The sequence below is a fragment of the Polynucleobacter sp. 86C-FISCH genome, from assembly GCF_018882415.1.
Taxonomy (GTDB): domain Bacteria; phylum Pseudomonadota; class Gammaproteobacteria; order Burkholderiales; family Burkholderiaceae; genus Polynucleobacter.
Genome location: NZ_JACVOL010000001.1, coordinates 1,762,192 through 1,787,895, shown reverse-complemented (window position 1 = coordinate 1,787,895; position 25,704 = coordinate 1,762,192). Strand labels below are relative to the sequence as shown.

The window sequence follows — 25,704 nt, the reverse complement described above, 5'->3', positions numbered from 1 at the left end:
ACGCCGAACTTAGTTCGCTGTGAGCTTGCCGTCTTTTAAGCGCGGTTCTACAAAGTGACCTTTGCGTGCACGGTTACCCGCAAACGACTTCAAGGTTTTTGCATCCAAACTGAGTTCGGTTGGCTTGCCAGCACGTCCTGCGCCTGAGTAAGTCGCTCCATCAGGACCTACAGCAATTGCTGAAGCCAGGTGCTCCTTATCGTCCAAGCCCATCAAGATCACGCCTTTGCCGCCAGTTGGCAAGCGCTTGAGTTCATCTAGAGGGAAGACCAATAACTTGGAAGCCTCAGACAAGCAGGCAACTTGTTTCATGCCGACTTTGACTTTTGCCGCACCTAAAGGTGCATCACCCGGTACCTTGGCATCCATACTTAAGAATGATTTACCCGCCTTATTACGCGTACTCATATCCGATACATTAGCCAAGAATCCAAAGCCCGCTTTAGTAGATAGCAATACCAGATCGTCAGGTTGACCAGAATAGTAGGCAACCATCTGTGACCCGGCGGCCAAATTAACAAAACTGGTTAATGGTGAACCATCACCGCGGGCACCAGGCAATTCGCTAACAGGAACGGTATAGACACGACCATCACTGCCAAAGCCTTGAATAACGTCTACCGTTCTCACTTCGAAGGTGGCATATAAAGCATCGCCTGCCTTAAAGCTAAATTGCGTTGCATCATGCTCATGACCTTGACGAACTCGTACCCAGCCTTTTTGGGAAACAATCACCGTTACAGGCTCATCAATCACTTTAGTCTCAGCAACAGCACGCTTATCTTCCTGAATTAAAGTGCGACGATCATCGCCAAAATCCTTCATATCGGATTCGATTTCTTTGATGATGCGTTTACGCAAGACGGTATCGCTTTGCAATAAGCCCTCTAGATCATCGCGCTCCGCTTTGAGTTCTTTAAGTTCTTGCTCGATCTTGATGCCTTCCAAGCGAGCCAGCTGACGCAAACGTATATCCAGAATATCTTCAGCCTGGCGGTCCGATAACTTAAATTCTTTAATCAAATCCGCTTTGGGCTCATCGCTATTGCGAATGATTTTGATAACCTTATCAATATTGAGAAGAACGATTAAACGCCCTTCCAAAATATGCATGCGGTCTTTGACTTTGCCTAAGCGGTGCTGAGTTCTACGGGTAACTGTGGCAACCCTGAAAGCAATCCACTCAGAGATGATTTCTTTTAAGCCCTTTTGACGCGGACGACCATCATTGCCAATCATCACCAAGTTCATTGGCGCATTGGACTCTAATGAGGTGTGAGCAAGTAATAGGTTTACAAACTCATTGACGTCGATATTCTTGCTCTTAGGCTCAAACACCAAGCGAACTGCAGCATCCTTGCTGGATTCATCACGAACGCCATCGAGCACATTCAGAATGGTTGATTTGAGGTTATTCTGCTCAGGAGTTAAGGTCTTTTTACCAACCTTTACCTTTGGATTCGTGATCTCTTCAATCTCTTGCAATACTCGCTGAGAGGAAGTGGCTGGCGGCAACTCATTTACAACAATCTGCCACTGGCCACGAGCCAACTCTTCAACTGACCAACGTGCGCGCACCTTAATACTGCCGCGCCCTGCCTCATAAATCTGGGCAATTTCTGCAGCAGAGGAAATGATTTGGCCACCACCCGGATAGTCAGGACCGGGCATGATCTCCAACAACTCTGAAGTAGTCATCTTTGGAGACTTCATCAAAGCAACTGCTGCGGAAGCCACTTCACGCAAGTTATGCGATGGAATCTCGGTAGCCATACCAACCGCAATACCCGAAGCACCGTTGAGCAATACAAACGGCAAGCGTGCTGGCAACAACTTCGGCTCTTGGAATGAACCATCGTAGTTTGGTGCGAAATCAACCGTACCTTCATCAATCTCACTTAACAGCAGACTAGCAATCTTAGTTAGACGTGCCTCGGTGTAACGCATCGCTGCCGCGCCATCACCATCGCGGGAACCGAAGTTACCTTGTCCATCAATTAATGGATAACGCAATGAGAAGCTTTGTGCCAAACGAACCAATGCATCGTAAGCAGACTGATCACCGTGAGGATGGAATTTACCCAACACATCACCAACGACACGAGCACTCTTTACCGGCTTCGCATCAGCGCGCAAGCCCATTTCACTCATCGAGAATAGGATTCGGCGCTGTACAGGCTTCTGTCCGTCTGATACATCTGGAAGCGCGCGACCTTTAACAACGCTAATGGCGTAATCTAAATAGGCACGCTCTGCGTAGACCGCTAAAGTTAAGCTGTCTTTGCCATCTTCATTTAGGTCAATGGTTTTCGGATCATGATTGCCTGAACCACCACCAGAAGATGCTGCCACTGCTGCAGCCTCATCAACTTCAACGATATCCATCTCAATCGGGTTGGAGAATAAATCCGCCTGATCAGCTGGATTATTTTTTCCAGGAGTCTTTTTAGTTGTCATTAGATATCCGCCTCCACTTCATTGCCGCGCTCTTCAAGCCAATCGCGACGCGCGCCAGACTCTGATTTACCCATCAGCATATCCATTGTTTTAAATGTTTCGTCTTCGGTCCAAGTACCTAGTGTTACAGGTAGTAAACGGCGAGTATCCGGATTCAGAGTTGTATCCCAAAGCTGCTCTGCGCTCATCTCACCCAAGCCTTTAAAGCGAGAAATCTGCCATGCAGTTTCTTTAACGCCATCCTTGCGCAGCTTATCTTCAATCGCTTGCAACTCATTAGCATCTAATGCGTAGATTTTTTGGGCAGGCTTTTTGCCGCGTGCTGGAGCATCCACTCTAAATAGTGGTGGTCTAGAAATATGCACATGGCCCAATTCAATCAATTTAGGGAAATGCTTGTAGAACAAGGTTAATAACAACACTTGAATATGCGCGCCATCGACGTCCGCATCAGAGAGGATGCAAACCTTGCCGTAACGCAGATTAGATAAGTCTGGATTGTCATTCGCACCATGGGGGTCAACGCCAATCGCTACAGCAATATCGTGCACCTCATTGTTTGCAAATAAGCGGTCGCGCTCTGCTTCCCAGGTATTTAATACCTTACCGCGTAATGGCAGAATGGCTTGATATTCCTTATTGCGGCCCATTTTGGCGGAACCGCCGGCAGAGTCACCCTCCACCAGGAAGATTTCGTTCATGCCAATATCTTGGCTCTCGCAATCGGTAAGCTTACCGGGCAGAACAGCAACGCCAGAAGATTTTTTCTTCTCAACTTTTTGTCCTGCGCGGGTTCTGGCCTGGGCTTGCTTAATAACTAAATCAGCTAACTTACGACCGTAGTCAACGTGCTGGTTTAACCAGAGCTCAAGAGCGGATTTCACATAACCAGAAACTAAGCGCACCGCATCACGTGAATTAAGACGCTCTTTAATCTGACCTTGAAATTGCGGATCCAATACTTTGGCAGACAAAATAAAGGATGCGCGAGCAAATACGTCTTCAGGCATGAGCTTCACGCCCTTAGGCTGCAATGCGTGCATTTCAATAAAGCCTTTAACGGCATTAAATAAGCCTTCACGCAAACCGCTCTCATGTGTACCGCCTGCAGGAGTTGGAATCAAGTTCACATAACTCTCGCGCACTGGTGCACCATCTTCAGTCCAGCAAACTACCCAAGCTGCGCCCTCACCTTCTGCAAAGGAATCATCATCACCCGTACCTGTTGCATATTGCTCGCCCTCGAATGGCGGAATAACTTCTGCGCCATGGCCAGCTTGTGCAATGGCCTCATTTAAATAGCCGCGTAAGCCCTGTGCATATTGCCAAGTCTGGGTATCGCCGGTTTTTTCTTGAATCAGTGTGACCTTCACGCCTGGCAATAAGACTGCTTTGGAGCGCAGCAAGCGGATGAGCTCAGGCATCGGAATAGCCGAACTATCAAAGTACTTACCATCAGGCCAAGCGCGTACGCGAGTACCGTGTGACTTATCTTCTTTTGAAGATGGGCTTGATTTGAGTTTTTCAATGACCTTGCCGTCAGCAAAGGTCAATGTTGACTTTTGGCCATCACGCCAAACAGTCACTTCTAATCTTTTGGATAAGGCATTAGTTACCGAAACACCAACACCATGTAAACCGCCTGAGAATGCGTAAGCCCCACCAGTGCCTTTTTCAAACTTACCACCAGCATGTAACTGGGTAAACACGATTTCTACTACGGGTAACTTCTCCGTTGGATGCATTCCCACTGGAATGCCACGGCCATCATCTTCTACGCTCACACTACCGTCGGTATGCATGGTGACGATGATTTGCTTACCAAACCCTCCTAAAGCCTCATCAGAAGCGTTATCAAGCACCTCTTGAATGATGTGGAGTGGATTGTCTGTGCGGGTGTACATTCCAGGCCGCTGACGGACTGGTTCTAGTCCTTTTAGGACCTGAATCGACGATTCGCTGTATTCGGAAGTTTTACGGGTAGCCATGCGCGCAAATTGTAGTCATGTCTGAGATCCAGACCGAATTTTTCAGGTATTACCCCGTCATCCATGCCAAAATTGGGGGATGGGAGCCTTAAGTCATATTCGCGTTTTAGACCTTAGCCGAGTCTTGGCTGGTCCTTGGTGCGCTCAGAATCTCGCAGATTTGGGTGCGGATGTCATTAAAGTCGAAAGGCCTGGGGTTGGAGACGATACCCGTCATTGGGGCCCTCCGTTTGCCAAAGACGCCAATGGCAAGGAAACGGAAGAATCTGCCTATTTTATTTGCATAAACCGTAATAAACGCTCCATTACCGTTGATATTGCTAAACCTGAGGGCCAAGAACTCATCCGTCAGCTAACCGCTGAATCGGACGTAGTAATTGAGAACTACAAAGTTGGAGACCTCGCCAAATACGGGCTTGATTATGAAAGCCTCAAAAAGGTGAAGCCTGACCTAGTCTATTGCTCTATCACTGGCTTTGGCCAAACTGGGCCCTATGCTCACCGTCCTGGATACGACTTCATCATTCAGGGTATGGGTGGCTTCATGAGTGTGACAGGTGAGGCCCATGACTTTGAGGGGGCTAGCCCACAAAAGTCCGGTGTTGCTATCGCCGATATCTTCACAGGCATGTACGCCAGCACGGCAATCCTCGCAGCCATCGTTCATCGTGACCATACCGGCGAAGGTCAATATATCGATATGTCACTGCTTGATACGCAAATAGCCGTAATGGCGAATGTATCCAGCGCCTATCTAACCTCGGGTGAAGTACCTAAACGCTGGGGTAACGCTTCCCCAATCATTGTTCCCTATCAAACCTTCCCCACATCTGATGGCTGGATGATTGTTGCCGCAGGCAATGATGGTCAATTTAGGCATTTTGTGACGGCAGGCGGTGAAGCGCATTTAGCGGATAACCCGCTTTATGTGTCAAACCCCCTACGCGTAGAACATCGCAAGCAACTCATTCCGCTCTTGGAGCAAATGACGCGTAAAAAAACTAAGGGCGAATGGATTGCACTATTAGAAAAAGCCAATGTTCCCTGCGGCCCCATCAACAACTTCAAAGAAGTTTTTGAAAATGAGCAAGTGATTCATCGTGGCGTACAGATTGAAGCCCCACACCCCACTGTCGGCACCATGAAATTAGTAGCCAGTCCAATGCGCTTATCAAAGACACCTACTGAAGTCCGCATGGCGCCACCAACCTTGGGTCAACATACAAACGAAATCTTGCATGAGCGTCTTAAGCTAGACGATAAGACTATTGAAGTGTTGCGCAGCAAAGGCATTATCTAAATCCCATGACCAAGCCAATCAGCAACGCTGGGCTCTCGATGAAGGAAGTCCTCATTTATGGTGGACTGATGGTCACCCTGTCTATGGGTATTCGTCATGGCTTTGGCTTATTTAATTTACCAATTACCTCAGCCAATGGCTGGGGGCGTGAAACCTTTGCTTTAACAATTGCGCTACAAAACCTGATCTGGGGTGCAGTGCAACCTATTACTGGCGCTTTAGCCGATCGGTACGGTGCATTCAAAATCATGGTTGCCGGTGGCATTCTGTATGCACTAGGTTTAGCGGGCATGGCAGTATCAAGCGATGTCATGAACTTCACCTTAGCTGGTGGTTTATTAATTGGCTTGGCACAAACCGCAACAACCTATAGCGTGGTGTACGGCATTTTAGGTCGCAACGTACCCGCCGAGAAACGGGTTTGGGCAATGGGCATTACTGCAGCAGCAGGTTCATTTGGCCAGTTCCTGATGATTCCAGCCGAGCAAGGATTACTCAGTGCATTTGGAACCCAAGATGCGCTTCTCATGTTGGCGCTAATGGCCAGCTTAATGATCCCAACTGCTTTTATGTTGCGTGAGAAAAACTTCAGTCACTCGCATGCTTTGGGCGATCAAACGATCAAACAGGCTTTAAAAGAAGCAGTTAGCAACCCTAGCTTTCGTTACCTGACTTTAGGCTACTTTGTTTGTGGCTTTCAGGTGGTTTTTATTGCCGTGCACTTAGCGCCCTACCTTAAAGACGTTTCTGCGAACTATCCAGCCGTTGGCGCTCCAGTAGTTGCCACTACCGCTCTAGCCCTCATTGGTCTTTTCAATATTTTTGGCACCTATAGCTCAGGGATCCTGGCTCAACGCTTTCCGAAACGCTATTTACTATCCGCCATTTACATAGGTCGCTCAATTGCCATTACTGCTTTCTTATTGTTGCCACCAACACCAATGAGCACTTATATCTTTTCTGCAATCATGGGCTTCTTATGGCTATCGACGATTCCTCTTACCAACGGTATCGTCGCGCAAATATTTGGTGTTAAGTATTTAACAATGTTATCTGGGTTAGTATTTTTCTCACATCAACTAGGCAGTTTCTGCGGCGCATTCCTTGGCGGCTATTTATTCGACCAAACAGGTTCGTATTTAATCGTTTGGGAAATCGCCATTGGATTAGGTGTCTTTGCGTTCCTAGTGAACCTTCCTGTAAAAGAACGCGCTGTTGAACGAGTTGCTAATGCTTAAGAAAAAACCTGCCGTTTGGAAATTCATTTCCTATGGGCTTGTTTTGTTTGTATTGTTATTTGTTTTTTCAATGTACTTTGCACCAGATATGATGGTGGCTGTTACCAATCAAGTATGGGCCCTGTGTGGTTGGTAATTCATTAGAATCTGCCTAACACACTTTTAATTTTTATACCGCCTCGCCGTAGCACAATGGATAGTGCACATGCCTCCTAAGCGTGGGATACAGGTTCGATTCCTGTCGGCGGGACCAAAAATTCTTCATACTTATCCACAGGCATTGTGGATAAATCCTCAAAAGTTTTCGTAAGTCACAGATTTGTATAGGCTGACCTAGCCTGCCTAAATTGTGTGCAGAAAGTATTCCCCCTTCTTTTGTAATTACTTACAAATATTTAAGCTAGTGCAGCTGAAGTTATGTGTTATGGGCGCCAAGTTCCCTTAAACTTAGGCCCATGACCAGCCTATCAACCAGTACGCTAGCTGCCCTTGAGGAAATGCTCCAAAATACGGCGCGCTCTGCTCCGGCAGATTTTTTGCCAATCTATTTATCCCGCGGTGCAATAGGCGAGCAGCTCATTGGGCATCTCAATCCAGACTTCACTATCTATTTACAAGAGGCATTACAAAAGGAATCCATTCCACTCATTGCAATTAGTCATGACAAGCTGACAATTCAATTGGGCAAACCAAAAGACTTATCAAACAGTCTTTACCAGTTAGCCAATCGCATGCGCGTAGGTGGATTTATTCCCGGCTGGCGAAACGAAGACTTTGCGTGGGTAGATCAAAATGGTCACAAGTACTTTCGCATGGAACGTGCTGCATTTCGCACCTTTGGATTTCGCAGCATGGCAACGCATATCAACGGCTACACGCAAGGCAATACGATTTGGTTGGGTAGACGTAGTGAAACTAAGCCTACTGATCCAGGCAAGTTAGATAACTTAGCAGCTGGCGGCATTACTGCCGATGAAACACCTTGGGTAAGCGCACGTCGCGAACTTTGGGAAGAGGCTGGCGTACCTGAGCAAATTGCAGAACAGATTGAGCCTGTTGGACGCATTCATATGCGTCGCCCATCCCTTAACCGAGGTTTTCATGATGAGCAGCTCTATATTTACGACCTAGAATTAGCTGACAACTTTGTCCCGATGAATCATGATGGCGAAGTCAGCGGTTTTATAGAAATCTCACTAGCCGAGGCTGCTGCCAGGATATTGGCTGACGAATTCACCTCTGACGCCGCATTTGTAACAGCAGACTTCATATTGCGTCGCAATAAATGAGGGATTCGCCCTTATTTCCCTCTTGTGACACCTGCTTGATGGTAGTCATGCATTGATCCCCCAATTCGTGGTTAAATCCTTATTAAGGATGAAACAGGGGTGCCCTTCAGAGGTTTTTAGCCTGAAGGCGCTGAGAAAGACCCTTTAACCCGATCCAGGTAATGCTGGCGTGGGGAGTTACATCAGACCGACACCCGGTTTCGTCCATCTAAAACAGCTAGGAGATGGACATGAGTACAGGCAATTCCACAACAAAAAACGCTAAACACGAGATTCCCAGTTTAAAAAGCTTGGAGCGCGACTTTGGTCAAAAGTTTGCCTATCCAGCCTCAACCAAAACTTACCTCCAGGGTTCACGTCCGGATATCAAAGCACCAATCCGCATGATTGAGCAGCTGCCCACACGTGTAGGCGAAGAATTATTAGCCAATCCTCCTGTTCCTGTGTATGACACTTCTGGCCCATATAGCGATCCGGATGTTGTGATCAATCTTGAAAAAGGTTTGCCAAGACTACGTGATGCTTGGATTGCTGAGCGCAATGACACCATTCAATTGGCTGGCCCTAGTTCTGAGTATGGTGTTGCTCGCTCCCAAGATGAAGCCACTCAAAATTTACGCTTCTCTCACATCAGTGCGCCGCGCGTGGCTAAGCCTGGTCAGAATGTAAGTCAGATGTACTATGCTCGCAAAGGCATCATCACTCCAGAGATGGAGTACATCGCCTTGCGTGAATCCATGGGCCTTGAGCAATTGCGCAAGGATCCTGCGTACAAGCAACTCCTCAAGCAACATCCGGGCAAAGGCTATGGCGCTAACTTGCCTGAAATCATTACCGGTGAATTTGTTCGTTCAGAGATTGCTGCTGGCCGTGCGATTATTCCTGCCAACATTAATCACCCTGAATTAGAGCCAATGATTATTGGCCGTAACTTCCGCGTGAAGATCAACGGCAACTTGGGTAACTCTGCTGTTACCTCTTCTATTAATGAAGAAGTAGAAAAGATGGTTTGGTCCATTCGTTGGGGCGCAGATACCATCATGGATCTTTCGACTGGCAAACATATTCATGAAACCCGTGAGTGGATTATTCGTAACTCTCCAGTTCCAATTGGCACTGTTCCTATTTATCAAGCATTAGATAAAACTGGTGGTATTGCAGAAGATCTCACTTGGGAAATGTTCCGCGATACTTTGATTGAGCAGGCTGAACAAGGCGTGGATTACTTCACTATTCATGCGGGTGTATTGCTTCGCTATGTTCCGCTAACAGCTGATCGTATTACCGGCATTGTTTCTCGTGGCGGTTCGATCATGGCTAAATGGTGCTTAGCGCATCACAAAGAGAACTTCCTCTATACCAAGTTTGATGAGATTTGCGAAATCATGAAAGCCTATGACGTCTCATTTAGCTTGGGTGATGGCTTACGTCCTGGCTGTATTGCTGACTCCAATGATGCTGCACAGTTTGGTGAACTTCATACCTTAGGTGAATTGACTGCCAAAGCATGGAAGCATGATGTGCAAGTCATGATCGAAGGTCCTGGTCACGTACCTATGCAGCGCATTGAAGAGAATATGACTGAGGAGCTCAAGCACTGCTTAGAAGCCCCCTTCTATACGCTTGGACCATTGATTACGGATATTGCTCCTGGTTACGACCACATCACCAGTGGTATTGGTGCAGCTCAAATTGGTTGGTACGGTACAGCCATGCTTTGCTATGTCACACCTAAAGAGCATTTAGGCTTGCCAGATAAAGAAGATGTGCGCGAAGGCATCATCACCTACAAGATTGCTGCTCATGGCGCTGATTTGGCCAAGGGCTTACCTGGTGCTCAAGTGCGCGATAACGCATTGTCTAAAGCCCGCTTTGAATTCCGCTGGGAAGATCAGTTCAATCTTGGCTTGGATCCTGAGCGTGCACGTGAATATCACGATGCTACTTTGCCGGCTGAAGGCGCGAAGATTGCTCACTTCTGTTCAATGTGCGGTCCAAAGTTCTGCTCCATGAAGATCACACAAGAAGTACGTGACTATGCGGCAACCTTAGATGCTGACGGAAATCCAAAAGCAAAGGTCATTCCGATTACTGAAGTAGCGGATGCATCTAAAGGCATGGAAGAGATGTCTGCCGAGTTCCGCAAACGCGGTAGTGAGATTTATCAGTAACTATACTGATTTATACGATGGCAAATAGCTTGAACTTCTCTCAAAGTAAGTATGCAATTGTCGGTGGTGGCCTGATGGGTCGTTTGCTGGCAGTTGCGCTTGCTAAGGATGGCGCTCAAGTTGATCTATTTGAAAAAGGCGGCCCAGACGCAGCTCATGCTGCAGCACGCATTGCAGCTGCGATGTTGGCCCCTCTTGCAGAATCAGCTATTACCGAAGATTCTGTTGTGCGCATGGGCTTATACAGCCTGCCTCGCTGGAAAGAGCTGATTTCTGAGCTGTCTGAGTCGGTTTTCTTCCAGCAAGACGGCACTTTGATTCTTTGGCATCGACAAGATGCCAGCGATGCTGAGCGCTTTACAGCTCACCTAGAGAAGAACTGTCGCGCGAACTCTGAGCTCAGCTCACCCCAAAAGTTAAATAGTGAAACTTTGCGTGAGTTGGAGTCTGGTGTTGCTGATCGCTTCAATCAGGGGCTCTACTTGCCAAATGAAGGACAGTTGGATAATCGTCAGCTATTAGATGCACTTGCTAGTGAGCTCAAGCTATTGAAGGTAAATTGCCAGTGGCACACAGAAGTGGAACCACAAGATCTGCGTCAGCAATCTGACTATCAAGCAGTAATTGATTGTCGTGGTACTGGCGCTAAAGAGACTTGGTCTACCGGTGACAAACCCAATACCTTGCGTGGTGTTCGCGGTGAAGTGATTCGACTCTATGCTCCAGAGGTAAAGCTGCGCCGTCCAACGAGATTAATTCACCCTCGCTACCCAATCTACATTGCCCCGAAAGAAAATGATGTTTATGTGGTGGGTGCCACTGAAATTGAGTCCGATGATCTGTCTGAGATGAGTGTGCGCTCTGCGATGGAGTTACTTAGCGCGGTCTATACCGTTCACAGTGGTTTTGCTGAAGCACGTATTTTGGAAATGGCAACGCAATGCCGTCCTACTTTAAAAAATAATCTTCCAGAAATCCGGATGGCAAAAGATAAAGGGCTGGCAGATTTGATCTTGATCAATGGCCTATATCGCCATGGTTTTATGATTGCGCCAGCTGTTTTAGATTGCGCCTTGCAGGTACTTGAGCAAGGAACTAGTAAGACTGCATTGGAATTGGGTTTGAGTGTTACGCATAACAGCAATCAAGCAGAGGCTGTATGCGCATAATCGTCAATCAAGTCGAATATGAATTGCCAAGCCATAGCTTGGTCAGCGATGCACTGGCATTGATTGATGCCAAGCCGCCCTACGCTGTTGCTGTGAATCTGAATTTTGTACCCAAGACAAAGCATGCAGAGTTTGTCTTGAATGAGAATGACCAAATCGAAGTGATCGCCCCAGTTACTGGTGGTTGATGTAATAACGAACTGAAATTGATATGAACGCTCCATTACCTAGCAATCTCAATAGTGTCGATACTCTTGTACTGTATGGCGAGAGTTTTGCTAGCCGCTTACTGCTGGGCACCTCACGGTACCCTTCTCCACAGGTTTTAGAAAACGCCGTACAGGCATCTAATCCTGCCATGATTACTGTAAGCCTACGTCGCCAAGGTACCTCCACTGCTGAAGCACATAGTGGTTTTTGGGATTTACTCAAAAAGATGGCGGTACCTGTATTACCCAATACTGCTGGCTGTCATAGTCCGCAAGAAGTAATCACAACAGCACAAATGGCACGTGAAGTTTTTGAAACCGATTGGATCAAATTAGAGCTTATTGGTGATGACTACACCTTGCAGCCCGATGTTTTGCGTTTGGTACAAACTGCTGAGGCTTTAATTAAAGATGGTTTCAAAGTCCTGCCTTATTGCACCGAAGATCTCATTTTGTGTCAACGTCTTGTGGATGTCGGCTGCCAAGCAGTAATGCCATGGGCTGCTCCCATTGGCACTGGCCAGGGACCATTAAACCCATACGCCATGAAACTCTTACGCGATCGCTTGAAAGTGCCGCTCTTAGTTGATGCTGGCCTAGGCCTCCCTTCTCATGCATGCACGGTCATGGAATGGGGTTTTGACGGTGTTCTCCTCAATACCGCTGTTGCATTGGCCGATGATCCTGTAGTCATGGCTAAGTCCTTTGCTATGGCCGTAGATGCAGGACGTGCAGCCTATTTATCGGGGGCCATGAAACCGCAAGAATCTGCGCAAGCCAGTACGCCTTTGGTGGGAACGCCTTTTTGGCACCACTCTTAATGAAGTTAAGTACACTGAACTAATGAGTCTGATTCGTGATCTTGCCGACCAAATCGTTGCAGCGCATCGCAATGCAGATCTGTGCATTCCAATACCAGCCTTCAGCTTAAATACACCACCGCCACAAATTGATAATGAAGCAGCAGTTGATCATTACGAGTTAGCTGGCGCCTTGGCTGCTGTTGAAATGGGATTTATTGAATCGGATGCCAAAACTCTTGGCAAAGCTTGGTCACGCATGACTTTGCAAGATGGTGGCTTTAACCCCTTTAAATGGCCTAGTAGACCTGAGCACTTTGATTTACTCCCTTGGACTCGCAACATGAATCCCAATGCGTTCAAAGAGTGTCCAAAACGCTTAGGCTTGTATGGTGTGATGCCTGATGCTGATTGGGTAAAGCGCATGGTTGATGCAGAGATTCCGACGGTGCAATTGCGTTTTAAATCTGAAGACAAGTCTAAGATTAGAAAACAAATTAAAGAATCTGTTGCTGCAGTCAAAGATAGCAAAACACTACTGTTTATTAACGACTATTGGCAAGAAGCAATTGATGCTGGTGCATATGGCGTGCATTTAGGTCAAGAAGACATGGAAGTGGCTGACTTAGATGAGATTCGTGCGGCAGGTTTGCGCTTAGGCTTAAGCACCCATGGATATGCAGAGCTTGCATATGCCGATCGTTTTTGCCCAAGCTATATTGCTATGGGTGCTGTTTTTCCGACAAATCTCAAGAAGATGCCTACTGCTCCTCAAGGACTTGGACGCCTATACCAATACGCTAAGTTAATGAGCCACTATCCCCTGGTAGCCATTGGCGGCATTGATCAAGATAGCATTCATGCAGTGGCTAAGAGTGGCGTTGGTTCGGTAGCTGTAGTGAGGGCTATCACGCAAGCCAAGGATCCTAAAGCTGCCGTCAAACACCTACAAGAATTAATGCGCGCTTGATCTCTAGGTGCAAATTAAACCAGTCTTAGTATTTGCCTTTTTCTTCAAGCAATGAAGTGGGATAGAAATCATGCATGTGCCACAGCGGTCCTGGGCCTTCACCAATACTTAAGAAGCGCCCCGCCTCTAATCCAGCCTCAACATAGGCAATCGCTTTAGCAACCGCATGACTCAAATCATGGCCTCCCGCTAGATAGGTAGCAATTGCAGATGCTAAAGAGCAACCTGTACCGTGTGTATTTACTGTATTGACTCGGTAGTGTTTAAATTCTTTTGTCTGCACCACTTCCAACCCATCTTCGATGGTGCGCCACATTAGGTAGTCTGTAATTTGAGTGTGCGTACTATCAAGATGCCCACCTTTAATCAATACTGCTTGCGGTCCCATATCGAGTAATTCTTCAGCCGCCAGTTTGAAATCATTGGGTCCGCGAATCTCACTGCCCAGTAATAGTGATGCCTCATCTAAATTTGGCGTAATCAATGTTGCAATTGGAAACAATTCAGAAATCATGGCCTGCGCAGTATCGTCACCACCCAAACTAGCACCCGAAGTAGCCCGTAATACAGGATCAAGAACAATGCGTTTTACGCCGTGCTTGCGCAAAGATTTAGCAACCGTTTTCACTATCTCTGGGCTGGCTAACATGCCAATTTTGACAATATCAGCCCCAATATCTAATAAAACAGCATCAATCTGGGCCTCAACCACATCCAGATCTACATCTTGAATGCGAGTCACTCCCAAGGTATTTTGGGCGGTAATGGCTGTGATCACCGACATACCAAAGCCACCCAAGGCAGTAATGACCTTGAGGTCCGCCTGGAGCCCCGCCCCGCCGCCACTATCGGACCCAGCAATAGTCAGTACTTTAGGGATCTGTACAGAAGTAGGAAGTAGTGATTTCATCTTGCTATAATATCGGCTTATTCCTCGATAGCTCAGTCGGTAGAGCGCCGGACTGTTAATCCGTAGGTCCCTGGTTCGAGCCCAGGTCGAGGAGCCAAATAAGTAAAGCCCCTAGAGAAATCTAGGGGCTTTTTCTTTAACGCACTGGCTAAGTCGATCTCTTAAATCAACCCCTTCTTGCGTAGGTTTGCTAAACGATTATTGAGAGTCTTAATAGTCAAAAGATTGTATTTATCCCCATCCTTCCAAGCGCTGCCTTTCCATTCAATGCCTTCTGGCATGACATTGGCAAATGGCTCTTTACCCTCTTTTGCGTAACCCTCTAAGATAGCAATCAGCTTAGATCTATCATCAGATCCACCAGCGTCTTTAATTGCATTCAAAATGGGTTCGGTAATCGTATCGTTATAGGCAACCTTAGAATCAGGATGCTTTGGGGTTGTCGGCTCTTCAAAGATATATTCATGAGGCCATTCATAGACATTTCTTGCAGAATTTTTTACAGCCCCCGGGCTTATTGCACTACCCTCAGGATTTTTTGGATCAGCCGGTAAGTTCAAGCCCAAAATCCAGGCCTCGAACTCTGCGATACGGCCGTAACGTTTTTCTTCGCTATCGCGCTTTTGCTCTTCTTGTGAGAGCAATAAAGTGACCCATGCCCAAGCAATATCCTTAGGGATTGCGAACTCTTGAGACAAAATACCGCTAGCTTTTTTTAGTATGGTTTTAGATGTCAGTTTTGTCATTGCATTCTTTTATAAGCGCCTTCAATTTAGGGTGAAAAGTCAAAGGGAAGGCTCCCCGTTCATTTTTACAATGCTCTCCACAGGACCCCTAGGATACTCTTCATTAATCAGCGGCATGCTTATCAAACATCCGAAAATCTAGGCCTAGAGCACTCCAGGGCTCGGTAATACTGCAAATACAGCAAAATTGGCTGTATTCACTAAAATAGCGGGATGACTAAGATTCCTGAACTACTCGCCCCTGCTGGCAGCCTCAACATGTTGCGCACTGCTTTTGATTTTGGTGCAGATGCCATTTATGCCGGCCAACCTCGTTATTCACTGCGGGTTCGCAATAACGACTTTGGCAAGATTGAAGTTCTCAAGCAAGGCATCGATACTGCCCATGACATGGGTAAAAAGTTTTACTTAGTTTCTAACTTATTGCCGCATGGCGGGAAGACCCGAACCTATATTAAGGATATGGACCCCGTCATTGCATTGAAACCCGATGCATTGATCATGTCTGATCCAGGTCTCATCATGATGGCACGTGAAGCTTGGCCAGATATGCCCATTCATTTATCCGTACAAGCAAATACTGTAAACGGTGCTTCTGCAAAGTTCTGGCGCTCTGTTGGCATTAGTCGTGTCATTTTGTCTCGCGAACTCTCCTTTGATGAAATCGAAGAAGTTCGTCAAGACTGTCCTGAAATGGAGCTTGAGGTTTTTGTGCATGGCGCGCTCTGTATTGCTTACTCAGGACGCTGCTTACTATCAGGCTATATGTCTCATCGCGACTCCAATCAAGGCGCCTGTACTAATGCCTGCCGCTGGGATTACAAAGTTAAGCCGGGCCAGCAAAATGGCAGCGGTGATGTAGTTCTTCTTCAGGAAGCCCGCCGCCCAGACGATTTGATGCCCATGGAAGAAGATGAGCATGGCACTTACATCATGAACTCCAAGGATCTTCGTGCCGTTGAGCATATCGAGCGCCTAACTAAGATGGGCGTTGATTCTTTCAAGATCGAAGGCCGCACCAAATCACCTTATTACGTTTCTCGTACTGTGCAAGCCTACCGAGCAGCAATCAATGACGCTGTAGCAGGTAGACCATTTAATACCGCTTTATTGGGTCAGCTAGAAGGCCTAGCTAACCGAGGTTACACCGATGGCTTCTATGAGCGCCACCACGATAAAGAGTATCAACTCTATATGCGCGGCCACTCATTATCGGGACGCAGCTTATATGTTGGCGAGACTCTCGATATCGATTCCGCTTCGGGCCGCGTCAAGGTTGACGTTAAGAATCGCTTTTCCGTTGGCGATAAATTAGAGATCATTGAGCCTAACGGCAACACTGATGTTGTCTTGACTGAAATGTGGAATATGAACGGCGAATCAATTGATGTTGCGCCTGGCTCAGGTCACTTTGTTTGGCTAAAGATTCCGATGACCAGTAAGCACTCCTTTATTGCACGTTATACACAGGAACCAGCCCCAGTAGAAACTGCAGGCTCTTGCGCCACTTGCGGCGAGTAATCACCCTACATCTCTCTGATTGATTATTTTTAATGACAAACAATACCGTTAGCCAACCCAACCATCACAGCTTAAAAGATAAGCTGAAAGAGGAAGCTAAAAAGGCTTTTACTCTAACCCTTTACCTCGGCACTTGGTTCTGTGCAATTACATTTTTTGCCGCCACCGCCCTTGAGGAGCGCCCGATCCCGCTATCCATTTTTGGTTTTGCAATCATTAAGGCAGGTATTGCAGCTAAATTTATGTTGATTGCACAGGCTGCCTATCCAATCAAAGTGAATAAAGAGCATGGAATTGTGAATTCACTGATATTTGAATCCATTGTTTATTTAGCTTTCGTTCTAGCTTTAAACTTCCTTGAGGCTGGAGTCGATGGATTAATTCATGGCAAAGAATTTATCCATTCTATGGCAGCCTTTGGCAATGGTGAGCCCATCAGAATTTTTGCAATGGCTATCCTCTATTGGCTTATTGTTTGGCCTTACTTAATCTTCATGGGCGTCAACCAAGCAATAGGCAATACAGCCACACTGGCAATTCTTTTTGGCTCGAAAAAATAATTGTTTTACTCGTATTGCGTGAGAATTTTTTGGCTATGCCTATTGGTATTTACTTATCAGCAGGTTCAAGCTCAAGAAATTGAAGCCCGTGCATATTCTAATGCGCCAATTGGCATCAATTTTGTTACAGGCGGTATTGCACAGGCCAAAAGCGGTTCTTATACGCTGACTACTGAAGCGGTAAATCTAACTCGCATCATCGACGTCTTTGGGCAGTCTGGCCGAATCAGCCTCTTGGTTCCGTATGCTCAACTCTCTGGGACAGGCACTCTTGGCCCTCAAAATATAAATGCATCTGCTGAAGGATTATCTGATCCTGTTGTGAAAGTCTCAGCTAATCTTTATGGAGCACCAGCACTCTCCTTAGATGAATTTAAAAGCTATCAACAAGATCTTATTATTGGTACCAGCCTAGCAGCATCAATTCCTTGGGGTAAGTACAACAGCGAACAAATGCTCAATGTAGGTGCTAATCGTTCGCTGATTCAGCCTGCTATCGGAGCATCACAAGCAATTGGTCCATGGCGCTTGGAATTAGCGGGTATGGCTACGATCTATACAAGTAACACCAGCTTTCTGGGAAGCAATACGCTCTCCCAAAATCCAATATATTCATCTGAAGCCCACGTCATTTATTACTTTCAAAACATGGCGTATATATCTGCTGATGCCACCTACTTTACTGGTGGTCAAAAATATGTCAATGGCACAGCAATCACTGGTTCACAAGAAAATTGGCGCTTTGGAAGCACCATGTCTTACCCCATCAATAAGCACAATTCAATCCGCCTAACTGGCAGTAAGGGTGTTTATTCCAATACCAATACCGACTACACCGCACTGGGGCTCTCTTGGCAATATCGCTGGGGTGGCGGACTGTAGTTAAATCTGGCCTTGAATCGCTACAATGAACCCAAAAGAACACTTAAAAGAGATGTGAGACATTCATGAGCAATCAACCAAAAGACCCTGCAGAGAGCGGTTTACGTAAAGGCTTAACTAGCTATGGCGATAAAGGATTTTCTTTATTCTTGCGCAAGGCTTTTATTAAGGGTGCCGGCTATACCAATAGCGCATTAGATCGCCCTGTTATTGGCATCATTAATACTGGAAGCGCATATAACCCTTGTCACGGCAATATGCCACAACTGCTTGAAGCAGTAAAACGTGGCGTTATGTTAGCCGGTGGTTTACCGATGGAATTTCCAACAATCTCCATTCATGAAAGTTTTGCAGCTCCTACCAGCATGTATTTACGCAATTTGATGTCAATGGACACCGAAGAAATGTTGCGTGCTCAGCCGATGGATGCTGTCGTCATGATTGGTGGTTGCGATAAAACTGTACCCGCACAAATGATGGGCGCCGCTTCCGCAGGACTGCCAGCAATCCAACTTATTACAGGATCCATGTTGACTGGCTCACATCGCAGCGAGCGTGTTGGCGCATGTACTGATTGCCGCCGTTATTGGGGTAAGTTCCGCGCCGGTGAAATTGATGAAGCTGAAAAAGATGAAGTGAATGATCAGCTTGTTGCCAGCGTAGGCACATGCTCTGTCATGGGTACCGCCAGCACTATGGCTTGCATATCTGAAGCGCTTGGCATGACTGTTCCTGGCGGCGCCACCCCTCCAGCTGTTACGGCTGATCGTATCCGCATTGCTGAAGAAACTGGTACTTGTGCGGTGAAGATGGCAAATGAAGGCTTGACTATCGATAAAGTACTCACTGCAGATGCTTTTGAGAATGCCATGCGCGTATTGCTAGCGATTGGCGGATCAACGAACGGTATTGTTCACCTCGCCGCTATTGCCGGACGCATGGGGCTAGAAATCGACTTAGATGCTCTCGATAAGATGGGCGACGAGACTCCGGTTCTGGTTGATTTAAAACCCTCTGGCGATCATTACATGGAAAATTTCCATGATGCAGGCGGCATGACTACCCTGCTACGCGAACTTAAGCCATTACTAAAGCTAAATGCCATGACCGTATCTGGCAGAACATTAGGTGAAGAGATTGATGCTGCACCGCCGAGCTTTAAACAAGATGTCGTTCGTCCTTTTGATAAGCCTATCTATCCACGTGGCAGCATTGCCGTATTGCACGGCAACCTTGCTCCTGGTGGCGCAATTATTAAACAGTCGGCGGCCAATGAAAAACTGATGGAGCATGAAGGTCGAGCCGTAGTATTTGAGGATGCCGCTGATTTAGCCAACCGCATTGATAGCCCTGAATTGGATGTCACTGCTGAAGATATTTTGGTACTTAAGAATATTGGGCCTAAAGGCGCTCCTGGTATGCCAGAGGCTGGCTACATTCCGATCCCGATGAAATTGGCACGTGCAGGCGTGAAAGACATCGTGCGCATTTCTGATGGACGCATGAGCGGCACAGCCTTTGGCACGATTGTGCTGCACGTTACACCTGAATCTGCGATTGGTGGGCCTTTAGCTCAAGTCCGCAATGGTGATCGCATTCGTTTAAGCGTTAAGAATCGTGAGATAAGCCTTTTAATTACTGATACTGAATTAGCTCAGCGCATGAAGGACAACCCCATCACCTCTCCAACAGCTGAGCGTGGATATAAAAAGCTCTTTTTGGATACCGTTACTCAAGCAGACCAAGGTGTCGACTTTGATTTCTTGAGGGCAGCCAAGATGGTTGGCAAGACCCCTCAGTCAAAGTAAAGATTGAAGACTGTGATGAATGCAAACCTCCTGCGTAAGGGCATGAATATATGGCCCCCATTCTTGGGTGCAGGCATTACCGTAGAAAGTATTGCTAAAGATTTTCGTCATGCCAAAGTGCGTTTAAAGCATGGTCTTTTGAATCGCAACATCCTGGGGGTTCACTTTGGCGGAAGTCTATTTGCAATGACTGACCCCTTCTTTATGATGATGGTGTCTCAAAATATTGGTAAAGGCTATATTGTTTGGGATCAAGCAGCGAAAATTGAGTTTCTTAAGCCTGGTAAGGGGCCTGTGCATGCCTCCTTTGATCTGACTCAAGCACAAATTGACGAGATTATTAACGCCGCAGAGTCTGGCGACAAGGTGCTAAAGGACTTTGTAGTAGATGTTAAGGATCGCGAAGAAGATGTCGTTGCGCGTATTACAAAGACGCTCTACATCCGCAAGAAGATCAAGAAAAGCTAGTTGTATTTTTAGCTTTTTGTTGCTTATTTAATAGCTATAAGCAGGCGCATCTAGTCTGCGCATCTCACCCTCAATCCAAGCTTCTACCTCCAGCTGTAACTGCTCTTCAGTTTTACCTTGAACGGAAATGACTGGCCCAATTGAAAGTGTGATCAAGCCAGGGCGCTTAAGAAAAGTCTTTCTTGGCCAAATGGCACCTGAGTTTTGTGCGACTGGCAGAATATCGGTTTGCGTACTGATGGCGAGACGTACGCCACCTTTACGATAAGGCTTAAACGATCCTCGAGGAGTGCGAGTGCCTTCTGGAAAAATTGCAATCCATCTACCCTCCTTTAAAACCACCTTACCCTGGGCAGCAACGGCTTCTCTGGCGTTTTCTCGATCGCCACGATTGATATGAATCATGCGTAATGAAGCTAGAGCCCATCCAAAGAATGGCACATACAAAAGCTCCCTTTTAAATACAAAACAAAGCTCTTTTGGGAAGATCGATGGATAAACAAAGGTTTCCCAGGCAGACTGGTGCTTACCAAGAATAATTAATGGCTTATTAGGATCTTTTGGAATATTTTCTAATCCCTTAAGCTGAGACCCAATACCGCAGAGGAAATACAAAACTTTCTGGATTAATCGACACCAAGCTACACCCATGTTGTAGCGAGTACGAATACTAGTAAATGGAATGACCAAAATAATCGCAGTCGCAAAAATAGTGACTGATGTAAAGCCAAATAGGTAAAACAGTAGTGAGCGTAGCCAAAGAATCACGATGAGCAGTTACTTACGTAAGACAATTGAAGGAAGTGGTTATTCCCTCATTATATTAGGCAAATTTCAGGAGACTAAGCGCTTCTTTGCCGCCTGATACTCGCTCTCGAGTTGATCCACGATCTGAGCAACCGTGGGCACCCCGTCAATAAGACCTACGCCCTGACCTGCACCCCAAATATCTTTCCATGCTTTAGCGCTAGACCCATCTTTACCTGCTTGCGAGAGTTTGGCAAACGCTTGCGGATCGCCTTCTGGAAGATTGCTTGGATCTAGGCCAGCATTAACGATGCTCTGCTTAATATAGTTGCCATGAATGCCTGTGAAATGATCCGTATAAACAATGTCGGAGGCTTGTGCAGTCACAATGGCCTGCTTATATTGCTCACTCGCATGCGCTTCTTGACTGGCAATAAAGCGAGTCCCCATATAAGCAAAATCAGCACCCATTGCCTGTGAGGCTAACACTGCATCACCCGTTGAGATTGCCCCAGAAAGAATCAGTGGGCCCTGGAATATCTTTCTTACCTCTCCTACCAGTGCAAATGGAGACAAAGCACCGGCATGGCCACCTGCTCCAGCAGCTACCAATATCAAACCATCTACGCCAGCCTCTAAAGCTTTTTCGGCATGTCGAATATTGATAACATCATGCAAGACAATGCCGCCATAGCTATGAACAGCATCAATAATCTCCTTAACAGGAGCTCTGAGGCTGGTGATATAAATTGGAATGCGGTGCTTTACACAGGAATACATATCCTGCTCTAGTCGTGCATTAGAGACGTGAACGATCTGGTTAACGGCCAATGGCCCAACCTTAGAATTTGGATTGGATTTCTGAAAATCTACCAACTCACTTTGGATTTGACTTAACCAATCATCCAGTACCTCTTGTGGTCTGGCATTGAGGGCTGGGAATGATCCCACAATACCCGCCTTACATTGCGCAAGAACAAGCTCCGGATAACTCACAGTAAACATCGGTGCCGAGATGATCGGCAATCGAAGTCCTTGCAATATCTTGGGGATATGACTCATAGATCCCTGAGCTCACGTCTTAATATTTTTCCAACATTGGTCTTTGGTAAATCGTTATGGAAAACAATATGCTTAGGGCGCTTATAGTTGGTGAGATTTTCTTTACAGTAAGCCAAGATAGTCTCCTCCGTTAATTCAGGGTCCTGCTTAACGATAAATGCCTTTACTGCCTCACCAGAATCTTCATCTGGCACACCAATGACCGCACATTCCAATACACCCGGAATGAGAGATAGCACCTCTTCCACCTCATTTGGGTACACATTAAATCCAGAGACAAGAACCATGTCTTTCTTGCGATCCACAATCTTGGTTAGGCCATCAGCATTCATGATGCCGATATCGCCCGATCTAAAGAAGCCATCTGCCGTCATCACATTCTTAGTTTCTTCGGGCTTATTCCAATAACCAGCCATCACTTGCGGACCCCGAATACAAATCTCGCCTGGAGTTCCAAATGGCACTTCTATGCCATCATCACCCAAGATAACGACCTCAGTACCAGGGACTGGCAAGCCAATGAATCCAGTAAAGCTCTCGATCAATGCAGAATTAACGCAAGCAACTGGAGAGGTCTCTGATAGACCATAACCCTCAGCAATAGGAGCGCCAGTCATTTTTTGCCATTGATCAGCAACCACCTTTTGCATTGCCATACCGCCGCCAATAGTTGCCAAAATATTGGGGAACTTCACTGAAGCAAATTCTGGCTTATGCATCAAGGCATTAAATAAAGTGTTTACACCTGGGAAGATGTTGATATCTGGATGCTTCTTCAACAACTTAATAAAGCCATCAAAGTCACGTGGATTGGGTACCAGAATCAAAAGACCACCTTTGCGCATTCCCATAAGCGCACATGCTGTTAAAGCAAAGATGTGATACAGCGGTAATGCGCATAAAAAAACTAGCTGGTCTACCTGCTTACGTTTCAATCCCGGCTCTAACCATAAGTCTGTTTGAAGAACGTTCGACAGAATATTTTTATGTAGCAGAATGGCGCCTTTAGATAATCCAGTAGTGCCGCCGGTGTATTGTAAGAAAGCAATGTCATTGAGAGTTGTATTAGGTCTACTCCATTTATGGCGAACACCTTCATTTAAAGCTTGAGTAAATAGAATATGACCAGGTAATTCCCATGCGGGGACTAACTTCTTAACATTGCGCACCACGAAGTTAACGATTGCACCTTTAACGCCAATCATCTCTCCCATTGAGGTGACAATAGTTTTCTTCAAAGGTACATTTGCAGCAATTTGCTGATAGACGTGTGCAAAATTTTCAAGAACGATTAGGGCTGAAGCACCACTATCTTTTAATTGGTATTCCAGCTCACGCGCTGTATAAAGCGGATTGACATTAACCACAACAAAACCAGCGCGTAATACCCCTAACATCGCAATCTGAAATTGCATCACATTAGGAAGCATGATGGCAACTCGAGCCCCTGACTCTAAGCCTAAGTTTTGCAAATAGGCAGCAAAATGTCTGGAGTGTTGATCAAGTTCACCGTAAGTTAAAAACTTGCCTAGATACTCACATGCTCGGCGATTTGGATAGCGCTCAAAGCACTCTTCGAACATATCCAGTAATGAATCATATTCTGAGATATCAACATCATGAGGCACGCCCTCAGGATAGTTTTTTAACCAAGGTTTTGAGGGATTAACCATGAAGTTATTTCCTGTCTCGTATATTTTATTTATATTCAGATTGTTAAATCTGCATGAATCATTCTAAACATAAGTTGCAAAAAAAATATGTGAAAAAAATAAAAAGCCCTCTGTGAAGAGGGCTTAAATTCAATGCTGCAATGCTGTTTAGAATTTGTAACCTACACCAACCAACACATCAACACCCGAACCCCCTACGTTACCGGAAAGAGGGCCAGAACTAGTTTGAATTGTTGCTGTTTTGGAACTCATACTGGCATAGTTAACCTCGCCAAGGAAATAGATAGATTGGGTAACCATTTGTTTGTAACCTAAACCAAGGACATATCCAGTAAAGTTTGTCGTTTGGTAATTAGCCGTACCACCATTAATGCCCATGGTATTACCTGCCACCCCCACTTTTGCGTAGGCCAACTTATCTTTATCAATAACGTAGCCGGGGTTCAATGTAACTGACCAGACGTCTTTTATCTGATACTTAAACCATGTGCCTGACCTGAAATTAGTTGCATAAAAAGATCCATTTGCTGGTGATGAGGCACCCAGCGAATAACTGGCAGCAAGGCCCAGGGTGTATTTATCAGACAATCCAAATGTGTAACCCAAACCAACTTTATTGATTCCAGAAGATAGATTATCTTGCTGGGTGGTGACTGGAGAGGACCTTCCAAGTCGATTACTATAGAGAGAAGCATTGTTAATAGTAGGATTGAATTGTCCCCATCCAACTGCGGCTTCAGCATAAAAGCCTTCCCATGGATTTGTATTTGCAGACTGTGCATGGGCGCTGGTTGCGCATACTCCAGCCATAGCTAAAACTAAGGCGCTAATCTTTACTGTTTTCATATGTCTTCCCGTGTTTAGTTTTTCTAATTAATCTGAAACTACTCGGCAAATCTTAATTAGTTTTAATTTGATTTGTATCTCGGGTTTTCCCTTTATTTGTTTTGCATTGCAACAAATAAATTAGCCCTACAGGCAGTGAGCATTCTGCAGGGCTTATTTGACGTGGGTTTTAGGTTGTAGGATATTGCTGTAATATAAACGAACGATCGTATTATTTTTACAACAATGAAGGTAAATATTGATACCCATGCTTGATACAAGGTTTACCTCTACGGCTTTATCTACTGAGTCCAAAAAAGGTTTGGCTACAAAATCAACGATTTTGCAGGCCGCCCTTGAAATAGCCAGCAAGTCTGGGCTAGAAGGAATCACGATTGGTCACTTAGCTGACTCGGTTGGCATGAGCAAGAGTGGCGTCTTTGCCCACTTCGGCTCCCGCGAAGAACTACAGATTGAAGTGATACGCAAGTACTACCAATACTTTGCTGACAGCGTATTTGCGCCAGCACTCAACAAACCCAAGGGTCTGCCGCGCTTACGCCAAATGATTGATTCATGGCTGAAGATCAGTGTTGGCGAGAATACGTCTAGCTGCTTCTTTATTGCGGGTGCCGCTGAGTTTGACGATCGTCCTGGAATCGTACGCGATGAATTGGTACGCAGTGTTGAGGACTGGCGCTCCGCCCTGCTTCGCGCCATCAAGGAATCCATTGCAGCAGGACACCTTAAGAAAACCGTTGTTCCTCAGGAAATGCTCTTCAACCTTTACAGCATTGTTTTGGGTGCACATCACGATTCTAGGTTTCTGCAAAACCCAAAGAGCTTGACCCTTGCAAATAAGCTTATTAAGAATATTTTTCTCAATCATCAAGCAACCACCAAATAACTTT

General features: G+C 46.1%; 22 protein-coding genes, 2 tRNA genes and 1 riboswitch. Of the genes, 16 read left to right on the top strand and 8 right to left on the bottom strand.

Annotated features, from left to right (window positions below):
- Positions 1-9: 9 nt before the first annotated feature.
- A complete protein-coding gene (parC, locus tag ICN10_RS09055; protein WP_216861143.1) occupies positions 10-2,385 on the bottom strand; it encodes a DNA topoisomerase IV subunit A in 2,376 nt (791 codons plus the stop codon).
- Between the two features lie 71 nt (positions 2,386-2,456).
- Positions 2,457-4,445, bottom strand: a complete 1,989-nt coding sequence (locus tag ICN10_RS09050; RefSeq protein WP_216214765.1) for a DNA topoisomerase IV subunit B — start codon at positions 4,443-4,445, stop codon at positions 2,457-2,459.
- Between the two features lie 79 nt (positions 4,446-4,524).
- On the opposite strand from ICN10_RS09050, the gene ICN10_RS09045 reads away from it, so the two are divergent.
- From ICN10_RS09045 to thiE, 9 genes are all read left to right on the top strand, one after another.
- Positions 4,525-5,745, top strand: a complete 1,221-nt coding sequence (locus tag ICN10_RS09045; RefSeq protein ID WP_216214763.1) for a CaiB/BaiF CoA-transferase family protein — start codon at positions 4,525-4,527, stop codon at positions 5,743-5,745.
- Between the two features lie 5 nt (positions 5,746-5,750).
- On the top strand, positions 5,751-6,983 hold the full coding sequence (locus tag ICN10_RS09040) for an MFS transporter (protein ID WP_216214761.1): 1,233 nt from the start codon (positions 5,751-5,753) through the stop codon (positions 6,981-6,983).
- Between the two features lie 178 nt (positions 6,984-7,161).
- Positions 7,162-7,236 (top strand) — tRNA-Arg (locus tag ICN10_RS09035).
- 202 nt (positions 7,237-7,438) lie between these two features.
- Complete coding sequence (locus ICN10_RS09030; protein ID WP_216214759.1) at positions 7,439-8,272, top strand: NUDIX hydrolase family protein; 834 nt, start codon at positions 7,439-7,441, stop codon at positions 8,270-8,272.
- A gap of 85 nt (positions 8,273-8,357) precedes the next feature.
- A riboswitch (TPP riboswitch) is annotated at positions 8,358-8,465 on the top strand.
- A 37-nt stretch (positions 8,466-8,502) separates the two neighbouring features.
- Positions 8,503-10,443 (top strand): phosphomethylpyrimidine synthase ThiC, encoded by a 1,941-nt coding sequence (gene thiC, locus ICN10_RS09025; RefSeq protein WP_251374472.1) that lies wholly within the window; start codon positions 8,503-8,505, stop codon positions 10,441-10,443.
- Between the two features lie 17 nt (positions 10,444-10,460).
- Positions 10,461-11,612, top strand: a complete 1,152-nt coding sequence (locus ICN10_RS09020; RefSeq protein WP_216214756.1) for an FAD-dependent oxidoreductase — start codon at positions 10,461-10,463, stop codon at positions 11,610-11,612.
- Positions 11,603-11,800 carry a sulfur carrier protein ThiS gene (gene thiS / locus ICN10_RS09015; RefSeq protein ID WP_216214754.1) on the top strand — a complete coding sequence of 66 codons (198 nt, stop codon included), beginning with the start codon at positions 11,603-11,605 and terminating at the stop codon, positions 11,798-11,800. Before ICN10_RS09020 ends, thiS begins: the two co-directional genes overlap by 10 nt.
- A gap of 23 nt (positions 11,801-11,823) precedes the next feature.
- Entirely contained in the window at positions 11,824-12,642 is an 819-nt protein-coding gene (locus ICN10_RS09010) for a thiazole synthase (protein ID WP_216214752.1), read from the top strand.
- A gap of 22 nt (positions 12,643-12,664) precedes the next feature.
- Positions 12,665-13,591, top strand: a complete 927-nt coding sequence (gene thiE, locus ICN10_RS09005) for a thiamine phosphate synthase (RefSeq protein ID WP_216214744.1) — start codon at positions 12,665-12,667, stop codon at positions 13,589-13,591.
- A gap of 25 nt (positions 13,592-13,616) precedes the next feature.
- Here the strand turns inward: thiE and thiD are convergent, their stop codons facing one another.
- Complete coding sequence (thiD, locus tag ICN10_RS09000) at positions 13,617-14,501, bottom strand: bifunctional hydroxymethylpyrimidine kinase/phosphomethylpyrimidine kinase (RefSeq protein WP_216214742.1); 885 nt, start codon at positions 14,499-14,501, stop codon at positions 13,617-13,619.
- A gap of 21 nt (positions 14,502-14,522) precedes the next feature.
- Between thiD and ICN10_RS08995 the strand changes: the two genes are divergently transcribed.
- A tRNA-Asn gene (locus ICN10_RS08995) sits at positions 14,523-14,598 on the top strand.
- 64 nt (positions 14,599-14,662) lie between these two features.
- Here the strand turns inward: ICN10_RS08995 and ICN10_RS08990 are convergent.
- On the bottom strand, positions 14,663-15,247 hold the full coding sequence (locus tag ICN10_RS08990; RefSeq protein WP_216214740.1) for a hypothetical protein: 585 nt from the start codon (positions 15,245-15,247) through the stop codon (positions 14,663-14,665).
- 213 nt (positions 15,248-15,460) lie between these two features.
- On the opposite strand from ICN10_RS08990, the gene ICN10_RS08985 reads away from it, so the two are divergent.
- From ICN10_RS08985 to ICN10_RS08965, 5 genes are all read left to right on the top strand, one after another.
- Positions 15,461-16,768, top strand: coding sequence for a U32 family peptidase (locus tag ICN10_RS08985; RefSeq protein WP_216214739.1), 1,308 nt, complete (start codon positions 15,461-15,463; stop codon positions 16,766-16,768).
- Between the two features lie 32 nt (positions 16,769-16,800).
- A complete protein-coding gene (locus ICN10_RS08980) occupies positions 16,801-17,328 on the top strand; it encodes a hypothetical protein (RefSeq protein ID WP_216214736.1) in 528 nt (175 codons plus the stop codon).
- An 18-nt stretch (positions 17,329-17,346) separates the two neighbouring features.
- Positions 17,347-18,210, top strand: coding sequence for a transporter (locus tag ICN10_RS08975; RefSeq protein WP_216214735.1), 864 nt, complete (start codon positions 17,347-17,349; stop codon positions 18,208-18,210).
- A 65-nt stretch (positions 18,211-18,275) separates the two neighbouring features.
- Complete coding sequence (locus ICN10_RS08970) at positions 18,276-20,018, top strand: IlvD/Edd family dehydratase (protein ID WP_216214733.1); 1,743 nt, start codon at positions 18,276-18,278, stop codon at positions 20,016-20,018.
- A 15-nt stretch (positions 20,019-20,033) separates the two neighbouring features.
- Entirely contained in the window at positions 20,034-20,486 is a 453-nt protein-coding gene (locus ICN10_RS08965) for a DUF4442 domain-containing protein (protein ID WP_255536842.1), read from the top strand.
- Between the two features lie 27 nt (positions 20,487-20,513).
- Here the strand turns inward: ICN10_RS08965 and ICN10_RS08960 are convergent, their stop codons facing one another.
- The 4 genes from ICN10_RS08960 to ICN10_RS08945 all read right to left on the bottom strand — a co-directional run bounded on the left by ICN10_RS08960 (position 20,514) and on the right by ICN10_RS08945 (position 24,814).
- Positions 20,514-21,251, bottom strand: a complete 738-nt coding sequence (locus ICN10_RS08960) for a lysophospholipid acyltransferase family protein (RefSeq protein WP_370626223.1) — start codon at positions 21,249-21,251, stop codon at positions 20,514-20,516.
- Positions 21,252-21,320: 69 nt separating this feature from the next.
- Entirely contained in the window at positions 21,321-22,295 is a 975-nt protein-coding gene (locus tag ICN10_RS08955; RefSeq protein WP_216214732.1) for a nitronate monooxygenase family protein, read from the bottom strand.
- Positions 22,292-23,968: a long-chain-fatty-acid--CoA ligase gene (locus ICN10_RS08950; protein ID WP_216214731.1), complete on the bottom strand. Its 1,677-nt coding sequence runs from the start codon at positions 23,966-23,968 to the stop codon at positions 22,292-22,294. The genes ICN10_RS08955 and ICN10_RS08950 overlap by 4 nt, the downstream gene beginning before the upstream one ends.
- A 147-nt stretch (positions 23,969-24,115) precedes the next feature.
- Entirely contained in the window at positions 24,116-24,814 is a 699-nt protein-coding gene (locus ICN10_RS08945) for an outer membrane protein (protein ID WP_216214730.1), read from the bottom strand.
- A 247-nt stretch (positions 24,815-25,061) separates the two neighbouring features.
- Between ICN10_RS08945 and ICN10_RS08940 the strand changes: the two genes are divergently transcribed.
- On the top strand, positions 25,062-25,700 hold the full coding sequence (locus ICN10_RS08940; RefSeq protein WP_216214729.1) for a TetR/AcrR family transcriptional regulator: 639 nt from the start codon (positions 25,062-25,064) through the stop codon (positions 25,698-25,700).
- Positions 25,701-25,704 lie beyond the last annotated feature (4 nt).

Coding starts and splice junctions, on each gene's coding strand:
- parC (WP_216861143.1), bottom strand. CDS start 2,385: ATGGATATCGTTGAAGTTGATGAGGCTGCAGCAGTGGCAGCATCTTCT.
- ICN10_RS09050 (WP_216214765.1), bottom strand. CDS start 4,445: ATGGCTACCCGTAAAACTTCCGAATACAGCGAATCGTCGATTCAGGTC.
- ICN10_RS09045 (WP_216214763.1), top strand. CDS start 4,525: ATGGGAGCCTTAAGTCATATTCGCGTTTTAGACCTTAGCCGAGTCTTG.
- ICN10_RS09040 (WP_216214761.1), top strand. CDS start 5,751: ATGACCAAGCCAATCAGCAACGCTGGGCTCTCGATGAAGGAAGTCCTC.
- ICN10_RS09030 (WP_216214759.1), top strand. CDS start 7,439: ATGACCAGCCTATCAACCAGTACGCTAGCTGCCCTTGAGGAAATGCTC.
- thiC (WP_251374472.1), top strand. CDS start 8,503: ATGAGTACAGGCAATTCCACAACAAAAAACGCTAAACACGAGATTCCC.
- ICN10_RS09020 (WP_216214756.1), top strand. CDS start 10,461: ATGGCAAATAGCTTGAACTTCTCTCAAAGTAAGTATGCAATTGTCGGT.
- thiS (WP_216214754.1), top strand. CDS start 11,603: ATGCGCATAATCGTCAATCAAGTCGAATATGAATTGCCAAGCCATAGC.
- ICN10_RS09010 (WP_216214752.1), top strand. CDS start 11,824: ATGAACGCTCCATTACCTAGCAATCTCAATAGTGTCGATACTCTTGTA.
- thiE (WP_216214744.1), top strand. CDS start 12,665: ATGAGTCTGATTCGTGATCTTGCCGACCAAATCGTTGCAGCGCATCGC.
- thiD (WP_216214742.1), bottom strand. CDS start 14,501: ATGAAATCACTACTTCCTACTTCTGTACAGATCCCTAAAGTACTGACT.
- ICN10_RS08990 (WP_216214740.1), bottom strand. CDS start 15,247: ATGACAAAACTGACATCTAAAACCATACTAAAAAAAGCTAGCGGTATT.
- ICN10_RS08985 (WP_216214739.1), top strand. CDS start 15,461: ATGACTAAGATTCCTGAACTACTCGCCCCTGCTGGCAGCCTCAACATG.
- ICN10_RS08980 (WP_216214736.1), top strand. CDS start 16,801: ATGACAAACAATACCGTTAGCCAACCCAACCATCACAGCTTAAAAGAT.
- ICN10_RS08970 (WP_216214733.1), top strand. CDS start 18,276: ATGAGCAATCAACCAAAAGACCCTGCAGAGAGCGGTTTACGTAAAGGC.
- ICN10_RS08965 (WP_255536842.1), top strand. CDS start 20,034: ATGAATGCAAACCTCCTGCGTAAGGGCATGAATATATGGCCCCCATTC.
- ICN10_RS08955 (WP_216214732.1), bottom strand. CDS start 22,295: ATGAGTCATATCCCCAAGATATTGCAAGGACTTCGATTGCCGATCATC.
- ICN10_RS08950 (WP_216214731.1), bottom strand. CDS start 23,968: ATGGTTAATCCCTCAAAACCTTGGTTAAAAAACTATCCTGAGGGCGTG.
- ICN10_RS08945 (WP_216214730.1), bottom strand. CDS start 24,814: ATGAAAACAGTAAAGATTAGCGCCTTAGTTTTAGCTATGGCTGGAGTA.
- ICN10_RS08940 (WP_216214729.1), top strand. CDS start 25,062: ATGCTTGATACAAGGTTTACCTCTACGGCTTTATCTACTGAGTCCAAA.